15 protein-coding genes are annotated in these 18,708 nt (G+C 61.6%); 5 read left to right on the forward strand and 10 right to left on the reverse strand.

What is annotated here, in order from left to right:
- Positions 1 to 58 precede the first annotated feature (58 nt).
- Positions 59 to 718, reverse strand: a complete 660-nt coding sequence (locus CLU92_RS21695) for a pyridoxamine 5'-phosphate oxidase family protein (protein ID WP_180338559.1) — start codon at positions 716 to 718, stop codon at positions 59 to 61.
- 104 nt (positions 719 to 822) lie between these two features.
- Here CLU92_RS21695 and CLU92_RS21700 point away from each other — a divergent pair, with 104 nt between their 5' ends.
- Positions 823 to 2,307 (forward strand): PLP-dependent aminotransferase family protein, encoded by a 1,485-nt coding sequence (locus CLU92_RS21700; RefSeq protein ID WP_101483569.1) that lies wholly within the window; start codon positions 823 to 825, stop codon positions 2,305 to 2,307.
- A gap of 15 nt (positions 2,308 to 2,322) precedes the next feature.
- Here the strand turns inward: CLU92_RS21700 and CLU92_RS21705 are convergent, their stop codons facing one another.
- From CLU92_RS21705 to CLU92_RS21740, 8 genes are all read right to left on the reverse strand, one after another.
- Positions 2,323 to 3,102: a spermidine synthase gene (locus tag CLU92_RS21705; protein WP_101483570.1), complete on the reverse strand. Its 780-nt coding sequence runs from the start codon at positions 3,100 to 3,102 to the stop codon at positions 2,323 to 2,325.
- A 58-nt stretch (positions 3,103 to 3,160) separates the two neighbouring features.
- Positions 3,161 to 3,682, reverse strand: coding sequence for an FxDxF family PEP-CTERM protein (locus CLU92_RS21710; protein WP_101483571.1), 522 nt, complete (start codon positions 3,680 to 3,682; stop codon positions 3,161 to 3,163).
- A 238-nt stretch (positions 3,683 to 3,920) separates the two neighbouring features.
- Entirely contained in the window at positions 3,921 to 5,252 is a 1,332-nt protein-coding gene (locus tag CLU92_RS21715) for a PAS domain-containing sensor histidine kinase (RefSeq protein ID WP_101483572.1), read from the reverse strand.
- A complete protein-coding gene (locus CLU92_RS21720) occupies positions 5,252 to 6,604 on the reverse strand; it encodes a sigma-54 dependent transcriptional regulator (RefSeq protein WP_101483573.1) in 1,353 nt (450 codons plus the stop codon). Before CLU92_RS21720 ends, CLU92_RS21715 begins: the two co-directional genes overlap by 1 nt.
- A 44-nt stretch (positions 6,605 to 6,648) precedes the next feature.
- Positions 6,649 to 7,884, reverse strand: a complete 1,236-nt coding sequence (locus tag CLU92_RS21725; RefSeq protein WP_101483574.1) for an ABC transporter permease — start codon at positions 7,882 to 7,884, stop codon at positions 6,649 to 6,651.
- Positions 7,885 to 7,913: 29 nt separating this feature from the next.
- On the reverse strand, positions 7,914 to 9,224 hold the full coding sequence (locus tag CLU92_RS21730) for an ABC transporter permease (protein ID WP_101483575.1): 1,311 nt from the start codon (positions 9,222 to 9,224) through the stop codon (positions 7,914 to 7,916).
- Positions 9,225 to 9,233: 9 nt separating this feature from the next.
- Entirely contained in the window at positions 9,234 to 9,962 is a 729-nt protein-coding gene (locus CLU92_RS21735) for an ABC transporter ATP-binding protein (RefSeq protein ID WP_101483576.1), read from the reverse strand.
- A gap of 30 nt (positions 9,963 to 9,992) precedes the next feature.
- Positions 9,993 to 11,261 (reverse strand): efflux RND transporter periplasmic adaptor subunit, encoded by a 1,269-nt coding sequence (locus tag CLU92_RS21740; RefSeq protein WP_101484822.1) that lies wholly within the window; start codon positions 11,259 to 11,261, stop codon positions 9,993 to 9,995.
- Between the two features lie 156 nt (positions 11,262 to 11,417).
- Between CLU92_RS21740 and CLU92_RS21745 the strand changes: the two genes are divergently transcribed.
- On the forward strand, positions 11,418 to 13,088 hold the full coding sequence (locus CLU92_RS21745) for a DNA mismatch repair protein MutS (protein WP_257561222.1): 1,671 nt from the start codon (positions 11,418 to 11,420) through the stop codon (positions 13,086 to 13,088).
- A gap of 16 nt (positions 13,089 to 13,104) precedes the next feature.
- On the opposite strand, the gene CLU92_RS21750 is transcribed toward CLU92_RS21745, so the two are convergent.
- A complete protein-coding gene (locus CLU92_RS21750) occupies positions 13,105 to 15,030 on the reverse strand; it encodes a phosphoethanolamine transferase (RefSeq protein WP_133988821.1) in 1,926 nt (641 codons plus the stop codon).
- A 425-nt stretch (positions 15,031 to 15,455) separates the two neighbouring features.
- Here CLU92_RS21750 and rpsL point away from each other — a divergent pair, with 425 nt between their 5' ends.
- The 3 genes from rpsL to fusA all read left to right on the forward strand — a co-directional run bounded on the left by rpsL (position 15,456) and on the right by fusA (position 18,676).
- Positions 15,456 to 15,839, forward strand: coding sequence for a 30S ribosomal protein S12 (gene rpsL, locus CLU92_RS21755; protein ID WP_010394376.1), 384 nt, complete (start codon positions 15,456 to 15,458; stop codon positions 15,837 to 15,839).
- Positions 15,840 to 15,991: 152 nt separating this feature from the next.
- The gene (gene rpsG, locus CLU92_RS21760) at positions 15,992 to 16,462 is read left to right on the forward strand and encodes a 30S ribosomal protein S7 (RefSeq protein ID WP_010394377.1); all 471 of its coding nucleotides are present in this window, start codon (positions 15,992 to 15,994) and stop codon (positions 16,460 to 16,462) included.
- Positions 16,463 to 16,570: 108 nt separating this feature from the next.
- Positions 16,571 to 18,676: an elongation factor G gene (fusA, locus tag CLU92_RS21765; RefSeq protein ID WP_101483577.1), complete on the forward strand. Its 2,106-nt coding sequence runs from the start codon at positions 16,571 to 16,573 to the stop codon at positions 18,674 to 18,676.
- The last annotated feature ends 32 nt before the right edge of the window (positions 18,677 to 18,708 follow it).

Genomic DNA, 18,708 nt, shown 5'->3' on the forward strand with positions numbered 1-18,708 from the left:
TTGGTAAATTGGTGGCGATCGCCATCAACGCCGATCATCGGGCAAGCACGCCGGCCGGTCAAGCGGATTCCGTACCCCATGCAGCGGCATATGCGGGCAACTCGCTGGTGTTGAGCGCATCGGCGATGGCCGCGCCCCGAGCGTGCGTAAACGGCAGTTCACCCGTCCAGACGTCATGCGCCATGTCGCCCGCATCGTCCAGCGGACCGCCCCTGCGCTGCTTGACGGCGCATTCGTCGAGCGCGATGCGCAGCACGGTGGTAGCGGCGTATTCCTTGGCGCTGCCACCGCGCACTTGTGCCAGGCGTCCCGGCGCCAGCTTTTCCATCAGCGCATCCATGGCCGCATGCTGCTGGCCGATGTCGCTTACTTTTTCAAACTGCCCGTACACCATCGCCGAGCGGTAGTTCATGGTGTGATTGAAGGCCGAGCGCGCCAGCACCAGGCCGTCGAGATGGGTCACCGTCACGCACACGCCCGTATCGCGCAGCAGCTGCTTGAGCATGCGGCTGCCGTTCGAGCCATGGATGTACAGGTGGCCGCCGATGCGCCAGCAGGCGGTCGGGATGCAATGGTTTCCGTGCTCGTCCTGGAAGGCGATATGGCACAGATAGGCGGCGTCGAGGACGGCGTACAGGGTGGCTTGCTCGTAGCTGGCCAGTTCGGCGACGCGGCGTACGCGGGTGCGGGGGCTGGGAGGCAGGGCGGTAGCGGTCATGGTGGAAATCCGGTTGGTTGAAGAAGCAGGCCGCACTATAATCGGCATCTGGCCCTGAAAAAAGATCCAGAACTGATAAATAATTTAGAGCCACAAGGAGGCGCATGGATTTTGCTTTGCTGCTGGGTGCATTCGAACGCACGCATCGCGAGCGGGGCTGGCCGCGTCAACGCCTGCTGCATGAATGCCTGCGCGCGGCGATCCGCGGCGGCCAGCTGGCTCCTGGTACGCGGCTGGCCGCCACGCGCGTGCTTGCTGCGGAACTGGGACTGGCGCGCAATACCGTGCTGTACGCCTACGAGCAATTGGCCAGCGAAGGGTTTGTCTTGCCGGACCGGCGCGGCACCGTCGTCGCCGGCAGTGCCGGCGAGCCGATGGCATCGCCAGTGCGTGGCGGCCAGGATGGCTTGTCGCGCCGCGCCCGGCATTTGCGCGGCGTGGCGGGACAGGATGTGAATGCGGCGCTGGTATTTCCTGCTGACGCCATGGGCGCGTTCGCGCCTGGCGTGCCGGCGCTCGACGAATTTCCGCTGGCGCAGTGGCGGCGCATGCTGGATCGTGCATGGCGTGCGCAGACGCCGCGCCAGCTCAATTACGGCGACCCTGCCGGTGAGCCGCAGCTGCGCATGGCCATCGCCGACCATTTGCGCGCCGCGCGCGGCGTCGTCTGCGATGCGAGCCAAGTGTTCATCACGGATGGCACGCAGAGCAGCCTGGATGTGTGCCTGCGCGCCTTTGCCGACCAGGGCGACACCTTGTGGATCGAGCACCCTGGCTATGGCGGCGCGCTGGCGGCGGGCCGCGGCGCCGGCCTGCAGGTGAGGGGCATTGCGGTAGACATGGATGGCATCGCACCGACAGACGACGACTGGAACGCGGCGCCGCCGCGCCTGATCTACACCACACCGTCGCACCAGTATCCGACCGGCAGCGTGCTTAGTCCCGCGCGCCGCATGGTGCTGCTCGACCGTGCCCGTGCCGCCGGCGCCCTGATTATTGAAGATGATTACGACAGCGAATTTCGCCATGGCGGCCCGCCCCTGGCTGCGATGCAGGGACTGGTGGAGGATGCGCCCGTCGTGTATATGGGCACCTTCAGCAAGACCATGTTTCCCGCCTTGCGCCTGGCCTTTATCGTCGTGCCGGCGACGCTGGCCGGGGCCTTCGCGCAGATGCAGGCACAGGGCGCCGCCAGGGGGCGCGTGGCTGAACAACTGGCACTGGCCGAGTTCCTGCGCAGCGGCCTGTTTGCGCGCCATGTGCGCCGCATGCGTCGCCTGTACCGCCAGCGGCGAGACGCCTTGAGCGAGGCATTGCAGCGCCATGCGTGTGCGGGCGCTGGCATCCATGGCGGCACAGCCGGCATGCATTTGGCGCTGCGTTTTCAAGATGCCGCATGGGATGATCTGGCACTGAGTCGCCGCGCCGCGCAGGACGGCATCGTGGCGCTGGCGCTGTCCGCGCATGGCACGGGAGAGAGGAGGGGCGAGGGCGCCGGCTGGAACGGTTTCCTGCTCGGTTATGCGCAGGTACCGGCCGAGAATATGGATGGCCTGGCGCGCCGCCTGGGCGCGCTGCTGCCGGCGTGATGCCGCGCTACTGTATTACTGCTGGTCCTGCATCCACTGCTTCAAGCCGTTGACCCAGTTCTTGGCGGGCAGGTTGAACTGCTTCTTGATGGCGGCGGCACGTTCGTACAAGTCGCTGAAATCGAGCGACGGTGATTTTTTGAAGGCCAGCACGACAATATTTTCATCTTCCATTTCGGGCACCCAGACGACGGCGTCGAAGACCAGTTCCATCGCCTGCAAATTCTTGTCGTAGTTGGGGAAGTCGCCGAAGACATTCGTGCACATGATGCCGTCGTCTGCCAGGCAGTCGAAGCAGGCCTGGTAGAACTCGGGCGTGTCGAGTACGGGGCCGCGCGCGTCTTCGTCGTACAGGTCCACCTGCAGCGCATCGACCGTGCCGTGGTTGGCAGGATCGAGCACGAAGTCGAGCGCATTCATCTCGCGCACGTCGAGGCGCGCGTCATTCGGCGGCAGCGCAAACTGGGCGCCGCAGATGGCGATCACATTCGGATTGAGTTCGATGGCTGTGACCGAGGCATCGGGGAAGCGGCGGTAGCTGAATTTTGTCAGCGCAGCGCTGCCCAGTCCCAGCTGCACGATGCGCCTGGGCTGTGTCTTGAACAGCATCCACATCATCATCATCTGCACGTATTCGAGCTCGATGGCGTCGGGTTTGTCCAGGCGCATGGCGCCCTGCACCCACTTGGTGCCCAGGTGCAGGTAGCGGATGCCGCGGTGTTCGGTGGTGGTGGCAGGCGGGTGGCCAGGATGGCTGAAAGCGGTACTGCTGGTGGAAGTGAAATCTGTCGTCATGGCTCCAGTGTAGCAGGAGCGAAAAAAAAGACGCTGCAGCGTCTTTTGGGAGGGGAGCTCAAGATTGCTTGCGGCGTCGTGCCAGGAAGCCCAGTACACCGAGGCCGGCCAGCATCATGCCATACGTTTCCGGCTCCGGAACCGGGGCCAGGGTCAGGTTGAAGTCGCCGGCATAACTGCCACCTTTGGAGTTGCCCATGACCGTGAGAACCAGGGGCGCGCCGATCAAAATCTCGGTCGGAGCAAGGAGCGCGCCATGGAAGGCGCCGAAAGGCGTGCTGGTGCTGACATCTGTCAGGGCAATGCTGTTCAGCGAGACGGAGCTGAACGTGACCGCCATATTGTCAGCGCCGGTATAGGAGATGTTCGCAAGAAAGGTTTGCACGAACGAACCGGCAGTTGCTGATGGACTGAACGTGAATGTATCGGTAAAGTCACCTATGACGGGAGTGGCGCCGTAGCTTGCCGTCCATACATTGGTGCCTGTATTGTTAAGGTCTATGGAATACGCCGCCGCACAGGCGCTGCCGATGGACGCCGCGCCCAAGACCGTTGCTGCAATGAGTGATTTCAGTTTCATATTTATCCCCGCGAGAAAACGATTGATGTTTCAAAAAAACCGTACCGCTCAGATAAATTATCGCCAAGACATTTCATTGTCAATCAGCTATTTTTATATCATTATGCAAACTTAAATAGCTTATTTCTAACATACGGGCATGGCGCTCATGATGTTGCAATATTTAAAACTCTAATTATCAATATTGCACCGTGAAATAATTGCGAATGGTGTGATTTAAAAATCGTTACACGAGGAACTAATTTCTGTCCTGCAATGGAAGAATCAAGGTTACCGCCAGTCCTCCGCCTTCGCGGTTGGCGAGGGTGATGCGTCCACCGTGCGCTTCGGCGATTTCGCGCGCCAGGGCCAGGCCGAGTCCCGTGCCGCTGCGCTTGGTGGAATAAAACGGCACCAGCGCGTTTTCCAGCACGGCACCGCTCATGCCCGGCCCGCGGTCGCGCACTTCGATGCGCAGCTGCCCTTGACCCTGGCTGACGTGCAGGCCGATATGCTGGGGCTTTGAACCGGATTCCAGCGCGTTCTTGAGCAGGTTGAGCAGCGCCTGCTGCATTTGCGCCGCATCGAACACGGCGGCCTGCGCGGGCGGCGTGCCGTCAAGCGTGAAGGCCGCTTGCGAGGTCAGGCTGTCGAGGAAGGGTTGCCACTCGCATGGCGCCAGGCGTGGTGCGGGCAGCTTGGCAAAGCGCGCATAGCCGAGGATAAAAGTTTCCAGGTGACGCGTGCGTTCCTCGATGGTGGCGAGGATTTGCGGCAGGCGCTCGGTCTGGCCGCGGCGCACCAGCTCGGCGCCGGAATGGGCCAGCGAGGCCAGTGGCGCCAGCGAGTTGTTGAGCTCATGGCTGATGACGCGGATGACTTTCTTCCAGGTTTGCACCTCCTGGCGCCGCAGTTCCAGGGTCAGTTGACGCAACAGCAGCAGTTCGTGCTTGCGCCCGTTCAGGCTGAAGCTGCGCCGTGCCAGGTGATACACCTCTTCCTGCTCCCCTTCGCCGCTGGTAAACAGGCCATCGTTGCGGCGCGCCAGCGCCTCGGCCAGGGCTGGCGCCGCCTCGCGCACGATGTCTGCCAGGTGGTGTCCTTCGAGCCGGCGGCCGTGGTGCAGCAACTGGCGCGCGGCCAGGTTGGCGTAGACGATGGCGCTGCCCTCGGCCACCAGCAGCATGGCCACCGGCGTGTTTTGCACCATGGTGTCGAGCAGCAGTTCGCGCTGCACCAGATCCAGGCGCTGCTTGCGCAGCACGTCGCCCAGCGCATTGTGGGCCGCCACCAGGTCGGCCAGTTCATCGTTCTGCGGCCAGCGCAAGCTGAAGCCGAAGTCGCCGTCCTGGTAACTGGCAACCGTGCCGCTCAAGGCGCGAAACAGCGACAGCATCGATTGCAGCTGCGCGCGGATGGTAATGACGGCCACCGGCAGCACGCACAGCAGGGTACCCGCCAGCACCAGCAGCGGCTGGCCCGGCAAAAAATGCGCCAGCAGCAAGGCGATGACTATGCCCAGCACCAGCAAGGTGACGATCAGCGCCGTCCAGCGCGTGAGCAGGGAGAGGCGCATGGGAGGGTATGCCATCAGCCGCGTGCGATGCCCAGGCGTTCCATGCGCCGGTACAGCGCCTGGCGCGAGAGCCCCAGTTCCTGCGCCGCCTGCGCCACCACGCCGTGTGCGCGCGCCAGGGCGGCGACGACGCTGTCGCGGTCCGTCTCTGTCGCGTCGGCATCCTGAGGTGCGCGCAGCGATGGCAGTCCCGCCAGTGGCAAGCCTGTTTCCTGCGCGCCGATCACCGGGCCGGCCGTCAGCAGACTGGCGCGCTGCATGACGTTTTTCAGTTCGCGCACATTGCCCGGCCAGCCGTGCGCCAGCAGGGTAGCCTGTGCCTGCACATCCAGCGTTTTCTCACTGCCCAGGAAATGCCGCGCCAGCACCAGGATGTCAAGCGGGCGCTGGGCCAGTGGAGGCAGGCGCAGTTCGATCACGTTCAATCGGTAGAACAGGTCTTCGCGAAACGTGCCTGCCCTGATCATCGCTGGCAGGTCGGCGTTGCTGGCGCTGATGACGCGCACTTTCACTTGCCGCTCGCGGTTCGAGCCAAGGCGCTCGAAGCGTCCCGTTTCCAGCACGCGCAGCAGTTTCATTTGCCCGGCCAGCGGCAGGTTGCCGATCTCGTCGAGGAACAGGGTGCCGCCGTCGGCCGCATCGAACTTGCCATCGCGTGCGCGGGTGATGCCGGTGTAGGCGCCAGCCTCGGCGCCGAACAGTTCCGCTTCGATCAACTCCACCGGCACGGCGCCGCAATTGAGCACGACGAAGGGACCGCTGGCGACCTGGGAATTGGCTTGCACGATGGCGGCGATGCGTTCCTTGCCGCTGCCGTTCGGCCCCGAAATGAGCACGGGCACGTCGGCGCGCGCCACCTGGCAGGCCAGGTGCACCACTCTTTCGGTGGCCGGATCTTGCCATACCATGCCGCGCAGATCGAAGTCGTGCTCCAGGGCGTGGCGCTGGCGCTGCTCGGCCATCACACGCTGACGCAGCGCGCGGTTGGCCTGCCCCAGCTCCAGCAGGTTCTGGACGCTGGTGATCAGGCGCCTGTCATCCCATGGCTTGGCCAGATAGTCGGCCGCGCCGGACTTGATCAAGTCGACGGCCGCATCGAGCTGGGTCCATGCCGTCAGCAGAATCACGGGCAGGTCCGGGTAGCGCGCGCGGATGGCGTGGAACAGCGCGCTGCCTTCCTCGCCCGAGGTGGTGTCGGCCGTGAAGTTCATGTCCTGCACCACCAGGTCGATGGCGTGGCGCTCGAGCAGAAGCAGGCCTTCCTCGGGCGAGGCGGCGCGCACGGCGTCGATCTCGTGCAGGGAAAACAGCACGTCGAGCGCGATGGCCACGGCGGCATTGTCGTCAATAATCAGTACGGTAGGCATGCGCGCAGCATAACATTGTCAGGCCAGCCATGGCGGGGGCAAATTCATGCGCTGCGCGTCGCCGTGGCAGGCGAAATACTGGCCGCACGCCATGCCGGACCGTACACTGCGCCCAGGCCCAGAAGCCAGAACACCAGCGCGCCTCCCACCAGATAGGGCAGGGGCAGGCGGGCCATTTCCAGCTGGCTCACCAGCAGCTGGTTCAGCGCGAGGGCCAGCATTACGCCGGCCGCCACGCCCACGCTGGTGATCATGAAGTTCTCCGTCAGGAAGTAGCGCAAGATGTCGATGCGGCGCGCACCGAGCGCGCGCCGTACGCCGATCTGCTTGCGCCGCTGCGTGACCCACAGGCTGGCAATGCCGACGATGCCGCTGGCCGTCACCAGCAGGAGCAGGGCCGAGACGGTGATCAGCATCCACGACAGGGCGCGGTCGGCGCGGTAGCGCGTGTCGCGGTCTTCGTCGAAGCTGCGGATGCGCACGATCAGTTTGTCCGGCGTGGCTGCGCGGACGGCTTGTTCCACTTCTTTCATCACGCGGTCACGCTGACCCGGTTCGGCTCGGATGGTCAGCAATGCATCGCCGTCGCCCGTCAGGCGCACGGGAAACAGGATTGAATATTCGCCGCGCTCGCCCACTTCCGCCCCCTGGGTCTGCAACCGTTCGATGACGCCGACGACCTGCAATTTCTCTGCGTCCTCGCCGGTGCCCATGAACATGGGCATGTTCAAGGCGCTGCCGCCGCCAGGGTACATTTTTTTTGCCAGCGCCCGCGTGATGATGACTTGCGGTGGTGATTCTTTTGTCACATTCTGGTCAACTTCCGTAATTTCAGCGGGCGTAAAATCGCGCCCTTCCACCAGTTTCAAGCCCCATGTCTTGATCAGCGAGTCGGGGGTGAGATACACGGCGGCATTGGCGGAGGTGTTTTCCTGTGTGCGGTTGACAGCAAAGCCGCTGCTGCTGCCGTTGCGCGACAGCGGCACCTGGCTTACCTGCGCCACTGAGACGACGCCCGGCACGGCACGCGCAGCGGCGGCCAGGCGCTTTTGCAGAGCCAGTTCTTCATTGTGGCCCTGCTGGCGCAAGTTGCGCGCCAGCAGATGGAAGACGTCGCGCTCTGCCGCCACGCCGCTGGGGCGCGCCGCCACCTCCTGGCGTACGTTGACGATATGCAGGGCATTGGCCAGGATGGCCAGACTCAGGGCTACCTGCACGGCAACCAGGATGGCGCCGGTTTTGCTGCGCATCAGCGCAGACAGGATGGGTCGGATTTCCATAGTGTCCTATTCGTGTGCGGAGTGTGCGGTTATTGGGATTTGAGCTGGAGGGCCGGCGTCACCTGGCAGGCGCGCCAGGTTGGCAGCAGGCCGGCCAGGATCGCTGCGGCCACCGAGATGACGAAGGTCATGGCCAGCATCACCCAGTCCATGTGCGCGGCGACGGTCAGCTGCTTCGACTGCATGCCGATGAGTGCCAATGCGCCGAAGGACAGCAGCAGGCCAAGCACGCCGCCAGCCAGGCCGATGACGGTCGTCTCGATGAGGAACTGGCGGAAGATGTCGCTGCGCGAGGCGCCCAGTGCGCGGCGGATGCCGACTTCGGCGGCGCGCACGGAAAATTTGGCCAGCAGCAGGCCGATGGTGTTGACCAGGCACAGGGCCAGGAAGCCAAAGGCCAGCCAGGCCGACAGCTTGTTGTCGTTGCCGACCACGCGCAGGTGCGCCATCCATTCATCGATGGTAAACAGCTGGTTGGGGGCATTGCGCTTCAGGCGGCCCAGCTTGCGCTGTTCCTGCGCATAGCTGTCGAGGTAGTTCTGCAATTCGCTGCGCTGACCATCGCTGGCCATCTCGAACCAGAACTGCATCCACGTGCATTCCGAGTCGAGCGTGCCCTGGTAGCCAGGCTCGCGGTTGCCGCTGCAGCTCATGCTGCCGTTGTGGCTCATCTGATGGCGTATCGCGCTGGTGAACGGGATGAAGTAGCTGTCTTCGCTGCCGAAGGCGCCGCTGCCGATGATGCGGTGGATGCGCGGTACCGGGTCCCATTTATCGAGCACACCCGTGATCTGATACTGGAAACCCATGAGTGTCATGCGCTGGCCGACCGGATTGCTGTCGCCGTACAGCTTTTCCGCCAGCTTGCGCGACAGGACGACGACATCGGCACCGGCGGCATCGTCGGCAGCACTCCACGGCTGGCCGTATCGGAACGGCGTCTCGAACATGGGGAAGAAGTCGCGGTAGGCTGCCAGTCCCTGGGAACTGAAAGCGCCGATATCCTTGCGTGCTGGTTCGATGGCGCCGCTCACGCCATACATGACGCTACGCCGTTCGCCCAGTTTACTGTTCTGGAAATTGACGGCGTCGCGGTAGCTGAGCTGGTCGTCGCCCGACTTGTTACCCGGCGTATAGCCGGCGAGGGGACCGTTGTCGAGCAACGGCACGAACATCCGGCCATTCTTGTGCGGCAGGGGATTGCCGGACATGACGTGCAGGATGGTGAGAGTGGAAATGCTGGCAGCCACGCCGATGGCCAGGGTCAGCACCATCAGTGCCGTCAGGGCCGGATTGCGGCGCAGGCTGCGCAGGCCGAGCAGGAAGTAATACTGGAACATGAATACTCCTCAGGCGGTGGCGGCGTTGCTGCCGGCCTTTGCCTGGCTGCTTGCCAGCGATGGCCCCTTGTGCACCAGGTCCGACACCTGGCCGTCGATGATGTGCACATTGCGCTGGCTGCGCAGCGCCAGTTCCGGATCGTGCGTGACCATCAGTATGGTGGTGCCTTGCGCATTGATGTCTTCGAGCAGCTCCATCACGCCGCGCGCCATCTGCGTGTCGAGGTTGCCTGTCGGTTCATCGGCCAGCAGCAGCTTGGGCGACCCGGCCAGCGCGCGCGCGATCGCCACGCGCTGTTGCTGGCCGCCCGACAATTCGGCCGGATAGTGCTTCATGCGCGAGGCCAGTCCCACCTTTGCCAAGGCATCCTCGATGCGTTCGCGTCGTTCGGCGCTGTTATAGCCCCGGTAGCGCAGCGGCACGTCGACGTTGTCGAACAGCGACAGATCGGGGATCAGATTAAAACCCTGGAAGATGAAGCCCAGTTTTTCATTGCGCAGGCGCGAACGGGCATTGTCGTTCATGCCTTTCACGTTGACGCCGTCGAGTATGTATTCGCCATCCGTGAATTCCTCGAGCAGGCCGGCGATGTTCAGGAAGCTCGTCTTGCCGGAGCCGGACGGTCCCGTGACAGTGACGAATTCCCCCTGCTTGACGTGGATTTCAAAACCGCGCAACGCGTGCGTTTCGATCATGTGGGTGCGGTAGACTTTGTTCAGGTTTTGCATGCGCAGCATGGCGTGCCTCTTTCTAGGATGGGATGCAGCTTATTGGTTGATGGAGATGCGGGCAGCGTTTTCAAACGATTCCGTGCCGGCGACGACGACCTTGTCGCCCAGCTTCAGGCCATCGAGAATTTCCACGGATGAGACGCTGGTGGCGCCCATCTTGATGGGGGTGCGGATGGCCACGCCGTCGCGCACCACATAGGCGAAACGGCCGCCTTCTGCCTCGACGAAGGGGCCGCGCGCCAGCATCAGCACATTCGGCTTTTCGTCGATCAGCAGGCGCGCCGTGATGCGCTGGTTTTGCCGCAGCCCTGCCGGTTGTTCACCATTGAAGCGCACGCGTGCCAGCACCTGGTTTTTCACTACTTCCGGCGACAGCGCCGACAGTTTCCCTGTCGCCTTGATGGCACCCGTTTCGATTTCCGCGCTCATGCCCAGGCCGATATCGGCCACATACGTTTCCGGCACTTCCAACTCGACTTCCAGCTGCGACAGGTCGACCAGGGTCATCAGCGCCGTATTGGCTTGCACCACGCTGCGGTTGGCCACCGAGAGCGTGCCGATGAAGCCGTTGACGGGGGCGCGCACGGTCAGTTCATCGACGCGGCGCTGGGCGTTGTCGCGGCTCAGGCGCTGGCGTTCCAGTTCATTGACCTTGGTCTTCAGTGCCAGGGTCACGTCCTCGCTTTCCAGGCCTGCCGCCTGCGAAGCGTGCTTGCTGCGGATGTCGGCTGAATTGAGCGCGTCCTTGGCCTTCTGGTAATCGATTTTGGCGATGATGCCCACTTGCGCCACGCTTTCGTAGCGTTCCAGGGTGCGCTGCGCTGACAGGCGTTCGATTTCCGCCGTATCGGCTTCGCGCCGCGCCAGCAGCTTCTGTTTTTTTGCCAGGATCTGCTGGCGCGCCACTTCCGCTTCCAGTTGCTGCACGCTCGACTGCTCCCGTTTCAGGGCGTCGGAGAGGTCCGGCGATTCAAGCACGGCCAGGATGTCGCCTTTTTTTACCGTGTCACCCGCCTTGGCCTTCAGGGTCACTGTGGCCACCGTGGTCGAGTACAGGGTGGGGCTGATGGCGGCCACCACGCGGCCATTCACGGCTGCGTCGCGGATCAGGGTGCCGCGCGTGACCTCGGCGATGCGCAGGCGGCTGGCATTGACGGAATGTTCGCTGTTGCGCCAGCCGGCAAATACGGCGACGGCGCCGCCGATGACGATGACGGCGCCGGCCAGCAGCAGGGCGCGTTTCTTGTGGCGCTGGCCCGGCGGGGCGGACAGTACGGCGTCTTGAGAGGAGGTATCGCGGATCATGGTCATGTCTCGTGGAGGATGACTTATCCAATGCACGATCCGTGCCACTGCATAAGCCATTGATCTGCAAAGAGAAAAACCGGAGTGTCCGGCTGTCCGCCGTGTCCGCGCCGTCCGCCAGGTGTCCGCGCGGCCTTACCGGCGCGGCATGGAGCGATGGATCTTGATAATCTGGCAATCGGCCTGATCTGTGGCGTGGCAGTGATGGCGCGCGGCGCCATGCTGATCCCTGATTGGAGCCTGATGCCGTCCTCGCCCTCCCAGTTTTCTAGCCTGAACCGCTGGCTGCGCCAGTTTGCCAGCCTGCCTGAACCGGCGGAATTCGATTACCCCTTTGCCCGCAGCGACATTGCCATGCTGCAGCAGGTCGAAGCTGGCCCGGTCCAGCTCGATGAACAGACCTGGGACGAAATGCTGCTCGATGACTACCATATGCAGCTCGCCGATCAGACCAGCATTCTTGGCCAGCAGCGATTGCATCAGCGTCTGGCGAGCGGCATGGCAAGTGCCGCGTCGCGCGCGCGCATCACGGCCCTGCTGGCCGCGCCGGCACAGCAGGCAGCGCTCGAGCAAGCCATGCGGCCGCTGCGCACGGCAGACATGGAAGTGGCTGCGCTGCTGTGCGGCGCGCCCCCGTCAGCGCCGCCGTGGTGGAGCCGCTGGCTGCTGCTGCCGACCCTGGTGCTGCTGGTAGCGCTGCTGGCCGCGTGGCTGGTCGCGCCGTTGGCGTGGGCCGTCGTCGTTCCCGTCTGGCTCTTCCTGATGGCGTTGCAGATGCGTTTTTACGATCGCTGCAAACCGTGGGCGCGTAGCGTGTTTACCTTGCAGCAGATATTGCTGGTGCATGGCCGCCTGGGAGCGCTCGATTCGCCGTTCACGGCGCAGTTGCGCGAAGGCGTCCGGGCGGCAGGCGTGATCAATCGCCAGATCACGCCGCTGGGCTGGATCAAGATGATTCCCCTGCTGAGCGAATATGACGACTGGCTCATGCTGGGCAATATCCGGCGCTATTTCCATAGCCTGCGCGTGGTGCGGCGCGAACGGGCCTTCTTGCGCCAGAGTTTCCGGTTGCTGGCCGACCTCGAGGCCGACGTGGCACTGGCGCGCCACGTGCGCGGCCGCCCGCAATTTTGCTGGGCGCAGGAAGCCGATGCGCGGCAGTTGTCGCTCGATGCCATGGTGCATCCGCTGCTGGGCGGTGCCAAGCCGCTGTCGCTGCGGCTCGATGGCCGGGGCGCCTTCATTTCGGGGCAGAATGCGATCGGAAAAAGTACCTTGCTGCGCGGCGTGGGACTCAATCTGATCAGCGCACGCGCCTTCGGCTTTTGCTATGCGCAGGCCGCCCACGTGCCCATGCTGCCGCTGTATTCGAGCATGCAGAATGAAGATTCCCTCGATGGCGGCGAAAGTCTATATATTGCTGAACTGCGGCGCGCGCGCGAACTGCTGGCGCTGGCCGAGAGCGGGGAACCGGCGCTGTTCCTGATCGACGAGATTTTTCGCGGCACGAACCACCTTGAATCGGTGGCGGCGGCGGCCGCCGTGCTGCATTCCCTGGCCGCGCGCCACCTGGTGATCGTCTCGTCGCACAACCTGGTACTGGGGCCGCTGCTGGAAGACTGCCTGGCGCCCTGGTGCGTGCGCCGCGATGACGCTGGCGCGCTGCAGCTGGCGCCCGGCGTGCTGCAGGCCACGAACGGCATCGCCCTGCTGGCGCAGCGCGGTTTTGACGCCGGTATCGCGGACAAGGCCGGACGCGTCTTCGACTGGCTCAGCACGCACATGGCGCAGCCGGCCGATTGCGGCGGCGTGCTGGAGCGGGCCTGACGGCCGCCCTTACCCTTTACTTTTCCTGTTTCTCCGGCGTGCTCTTGTCGATCACTTCGCGGCAATCGCCGCGGATGATGGCGTTGTCGTAGTTGGTCCAGCCGTAGCTGTCGACGTAGCGCTTGTGCTGCTTGAAACGGGGGCTGGCGATGCTCCATTCGGGCTGTTCGCCGGCGAAGCGGATGTCGCCCAGGTCGAGCAGGGTATGGAACATGTTTTCCGTCGACAGGCGTGCCTTCTGATGGCGCTGCAGCTGCGTCACCTTGTCCGGATAGTGCTGCTGGAATTGCGGCGAATACCAGACGAAGGCGGGCACGTGGAACTCGAACTGCGTGTTGTGGCCATGGAAGGCCAGGCGGCAGCTGCCGTCGTACAAGGTCTGGCCGTGATCGGCCACGTAGACGAGCGAGCTGCGCAGGGCGGTGCGCTGGCCATCATCCTTCAGCATGCCGATCACGTTTGACAGGAACCAGTCCGTGTACAGGATGGAGCTGTCGTAGCTGTTGTTCAGCTGTGGCTTGATGGCCGTGTCCGTGTAGACGGGCTTGTCGACGCCGAACAGCGACGGTTGCCACTTGTCGAAGGATTTCGGATAACGCTGGCTGTAGTTCCAGTGGCTGCCCAGGGTGTGCAGCACGATGAGCTTTTTCGGCGCCGGGTCGGCCAGCGCGTTCTTGAACGGATCGAACAGGATCTGGTCGAAGTTCGAATTATTGGTGAAGCCGCCCAGGTTCAGGAATTGCACCACGTCTGCCTCCTTGGCAAACACGGATACGGGCGTATCGAATTGGCCGAACGAGATCTGGTTCGACAGCCAGTAGGTCTTGAAGCCCGCTTCCTTGTAGGCGGTGAGGAAGGATTTTTCCGAGAAGCCATCCTTGAGGCTTTGCGTGGCCGGCTTGCGCGAGATGATGACGGGCACGGACAGGCGCGTGGCGGAAACGGCCGTGATGACGTCGGCCAGCGGCACCAGGTTGCTTTCCTGTTTCAGCAGGGGATTGGTGTCGCGCTCATAACCGTTCAGGCTCCAGCGGTCGTAGCGCGACGATTCGCCGATTACCATGACGACTACTTCCGGATGGGCGTCGGGATGTTGCTGGTGCGCGCCGAAACGGAAGCTGCTGCTCTTCTTTCCCAGTTCGGCCAGGTACCGACGTTCCTTGTAAAAATCGAAGCCGCGCGCGGCCAGGCCGAAGGGCCAGGAATTGCTGACGGTGTCGAATGCATAGGGCAGGCGCGCCCAGTGGGGAAGGCTGGGCCAGCCCAGTCCCGTTTCGTCGGCGCCGGCGATGCTGGCGTTCTCCGGCTTGCTGCTTTCCTCGTCGTCTTCGGCCGTTTCGTCGTCGGCCGAGCTGGCGTCGCCGAAGCCGGAAGCGCCTGCCTTGGCGCTGGCTGGCGGCAGGCTGGCCTTGGCTGATGCGGGAGCGCTATGCAGAACCTTGGCCTCGAAACCGAATTCGTAGCCATACCACCAGAAGCCGCCCAGCAGGATCAGCAATACGAAGGCGGCCGGGCGCGTCTTGCCGCGCCAGTCGAGGTCGCGCGTGCGCGTGGCCGCCAACCAGCCGAGCGCGCACCAGGCGATCACGCCCAGCATGACGGCGCCCATCAGCCACACTTTTTGCCCCAGGAACTCCATCGCTTCCTTGGGGCTGGTTTCGAAGATGATGCCCAGGTGGTGCGTGGAAATGCCCTGGCCATAGAAGATGAACAGGTAGATTTCCGTCGGCAGGGCCAGGAAGGCGGGCACCAGCAGCCAGTGAAAGTATGCGGGGCGCTTGAACACGCTCCATACGGCCAGCCAGGCCAGCAGCTCAAGCGTGAGCATCTGCCAGGGATGTTCGAGCGCACGCCCCAGCAGCGCGGGGACGAAAGGCACGGCCGTCAGCAAGGCATACGTCAGGAGCAGGAACAGAGTGGCAGGGCGAAGCAAGGAGCGCATAAAGGGAGGCAGCGAAAAATGTCCGCTATTATCAATCCTTTTGTTGTATTGCGGTCGTACAAGAATGCGCCCTACTGATGCTTGGCCTCAGAGAAAGAATGCCAAATCATCAATCATCGCGGGATGCCGCTGCCTGCGCATTGCTGCCAAAGATTAGTCAAAATGCCACAAATGAGCCGCTTTTTTGCCTTTTTTTATAGCAAAAAGCGGTAAACTGATTGACCCCCTGTAACACAAGGTCTAAACTAGCGAGTTCTCGATTTTATTCTGCTCATCGTTTACGTATTGCCTGGCACTTTTTGGCCGCTCCTTATCGAGTGGCTGCGGGCGCCTCCGGTGCGCAGTAGATGAAAGCGGGACGAGGTTTTAGTCGCCGGGCATCTTGCCCGGGTTATTAATCGTAGTTTTTTGTTGGATTTATAACGATGCCAACCATCAATCAATTGATTCGCAATCCACGCGTCGCTTTGACCGTGAAGAGCAAATCGCCGGCGCTGGAAAACAGCCCGCAAAAACGTGGCGTCTGCACACGTGTTTACACAACGACTCCAAAGAAGCCTAACTCGGCTCTGCGTAAAGTCGCTAAAGTTCGTCTGACCAATGGTTTCGAAGTCATTTCGTACATTGGCGGTGAAGGCCATAACCTGCAAGAGCATAGTGTTGTGCTGTTGCGCGGCGGCCGCGTCAAGGATTTGCCGGGTGTGCGTTACCACATGGTTCGCGGTGCCCTGGATACCCAAGGCGTTAAAGACCGTAAGCAATCGCGTTCGAAGTACGGTACCAAGCGCGCTAAAGCAGGCAAGAAGTAATAAGTTGTACGCAGCAAACCCAAGTTTCGCTCAGTGGCAACTAGCTAAGTGAATGTAGTCGACCGCATCTGGTCGAGTAAGTGGAAGACTATGATGGTCGTCCGCGAGTGTGCGAAGAACGCGCGCTCAACTGAAGATTGAAAGGAATTGATATGCCACGTCGTCGTGAAGTACCCAAGCGCGAAATTTTGCCAGATCCAAAATTCGGCAACACTGATGTCGCTAAATTTGTAAACGTGCTGATGCTGTCCGGTAAGAAATCGGTTGCAGAAAACATCATCTACGGTGCTTTCGAGCACATCGCAGCAAAATCGGGCAAAGATCCGCTCGAAGTTTTTGCTACCGCAATCAACAACGCCAAGCCGCTGGTTGAGGTGAAATCCCGTCGCGTCGGTGGTGCAAACTACCAGGTGCCGGTCGAAGTTCGCCCAGTCCGTCGTATGGCTTTGTCCATGCGTTGGTTGCGTGAAGCTGCTAACAAGCGCAGCGAAAAATCGATGCCACAACGCCTCGGCGGTGAGCTGATGGAAGCGGCTGAAAGCCGCGGCGGCGCGATGAAAAAACGCGACGAAGTCCATCGTATGGCTGAAGCGAACAAAGCGTTCTCGCATTTCCGCTTCTAATATAAAGCCAGCTACCGCAAGGCGGCTGTCAAGCATCTGTTGTTCGAGGCCGGGCTCATTTTTGCAAAAAAATGCTGCTCGGTTTTGTCCATTCATTTAGGATTAATTATGGCCCGCAAGACCCCCATTGAGCGCTACCGCAATATCGGTATCTCCGCTCACATCGATGCAGGTAAGACGACCACCACCGAGCGCGTTCTGTTCTACACCGGCGTGAACCACAAGCTGGGCGAAGTCCATGATGGCGCAGCCACCACCGACTGGATGGCGCAGGAGCAAGAGCGCGGTATCACGATTACCTCGGCTGCTGTTACGTGCTTCTGGAAAGGCATGGCAAACAACTTCCCAGCGCATCACATCAACATCATCGACACCCCAGGCCACGTTGACTTCACCATTGAAGTTGAACGTTCGATGCGCGTGCTGGATGGCGCCTGCATGGTTTACTGTGCAGTCGGCGGCGTACAGCCACAATCGGAAACGGTATGGCGTCAGGCTAACAAGTACAAAGTGCCACGTCTGGCCTTCGTGAACAAGATGGACCGTACCGGCGCCAACTTCTTCAAGGTCTACGATCAGATGCGTTCGCGTCTGAAAGCCAACCCAGTACCTATTCAGATGCCTATCGGTGCTGAAGACGTCTTTACCGGTGTTATCGATCTGGTCAAGATGAAAGCGGTCATCTGGGATGACGCTTCGCAAGGCATGAAGTTTGAATACGGCGAAATTCCTGCCAACCTGGCTGCTGAAGCTGCCAAGTGGCGCGAAAACATGGTTGAGGCCGCTGCTGAAGCGTCCGAAGAACTGATGAACAAGTACCTGGAAGAAGGCGACCTGTCGGAAGCCGAGATCAAGGCTGCTCTGCGTCAGCGTACCATCGCCAGCGAAATCGTTCCAATGTTGTGCGGTACCGCCTTTAAAAACAAGGGCGTACAAGCAATGTTGGACGCGGTCATCGAGTACCTGCCATCGCCAATCGACATTCCACCTGTCCCAGGTCTGGACGAGGACGAGCAGCCAGTCGAGCGCGCAGCCGACGACAATGAGAAGTTCTCGGCATTGGCGTTCAAGATCGCAACCGATCCGTTCGTGGGTCAGCTGTGCTTCATCCGCTGCTATTCGGGCACATTGAATTCGGGCGATTCGGTCCTGAACTCCGTGAAGCAGAAGAAAGAGCGTATTGGCCGTATCGTGCAGATGCAAGCCAATGAGCGCGAAGAAATCAAAGAAATGCGCGCTGGCGACATCGCCGCTGTCGTGGGTCTGAAAGACACCACCACTGGCGATACGCTTTGCGACGAAAAAGCAAGCGTCGTTCTGGAACGCATGGTCTTCCCTGAGCCGGTGATTTCGCAGGCAGTCGAGCCAAAAACCAAGGCTGACCAGGAAAAAATGGGCCTGGCGCTGAACCGTCTGGCAGCAGAAGATCCATCGTTCCGCGTGCGTACCGATGAAGAATCGGGCCAGACCATCATCGCCGGTATGGGCGAGTTGCATCTGGACATCATCGTTGACCGCATGAAGCGCGAATTCAACGTTGAAGCCACCGTCGGCAAGCCACAAGTGGCTTACCGCGAAACGATCCGTAAAGTGTGCGAAGAGTCGGAAGGCAAATTCGTCAAGCAATCGGGTGGTCGTGGTCAATACGGTCACGTGGTTCTGAAGATCGAACCGCAAGAACCGGGCAAGGGCTTCGAATTCGTTGACGCGATCAAGGGCGGTACCGTTCCTCGCGAATACATCCCTGCAGTTGAAAAAGGTGTACGCGACACGCTGACTTCGGGCGTGATGGCTGGTTACCCAGTTGTTGACGTTAAAGTCACGCTGTTCTTCGGTTCGTACCATGATGTTGACTCGAACGAAAATGCATTCCGCATGGCCGCTTCGATGGCATTCAAAGATGGCTGCCGCAAAGCATCGCCAGTCATCCTGGAGCCGATGATGGCCGTGGAAGTGGAAACGCCGGAAGACTACGCCGGTACCGTGATGGGCGATCTGTCGTCGCGTCGCGGTATGGTACAAGGCATGGATGAAATTGCTGGTGGTGGCGGCAAGATCATCAAGGCCGAAGTACCTCTGTCGGAAATGTTCGGTTACGCCACATCGTTGCGTTCGTCGACCCAAGGTCGTGCGACTTACACGATGGAATTCAAGCACTATGCTGAAGCACCTAAGCATGTGACTGAAGCGATCGTAAGCTCGAAAGCTAAGTAATAGAAGTTCCGGGCCGGCTTTCACGAGAATGC

This window comes from Janthinobacterium sp. 61, from assembly GCF_002846335.1.
Lineage (GTDB): Bacteria > Pseudomonadota > Gammaproteobacteria > Burkholderiales > Burkholderiaceae_D > Janthinobacterium.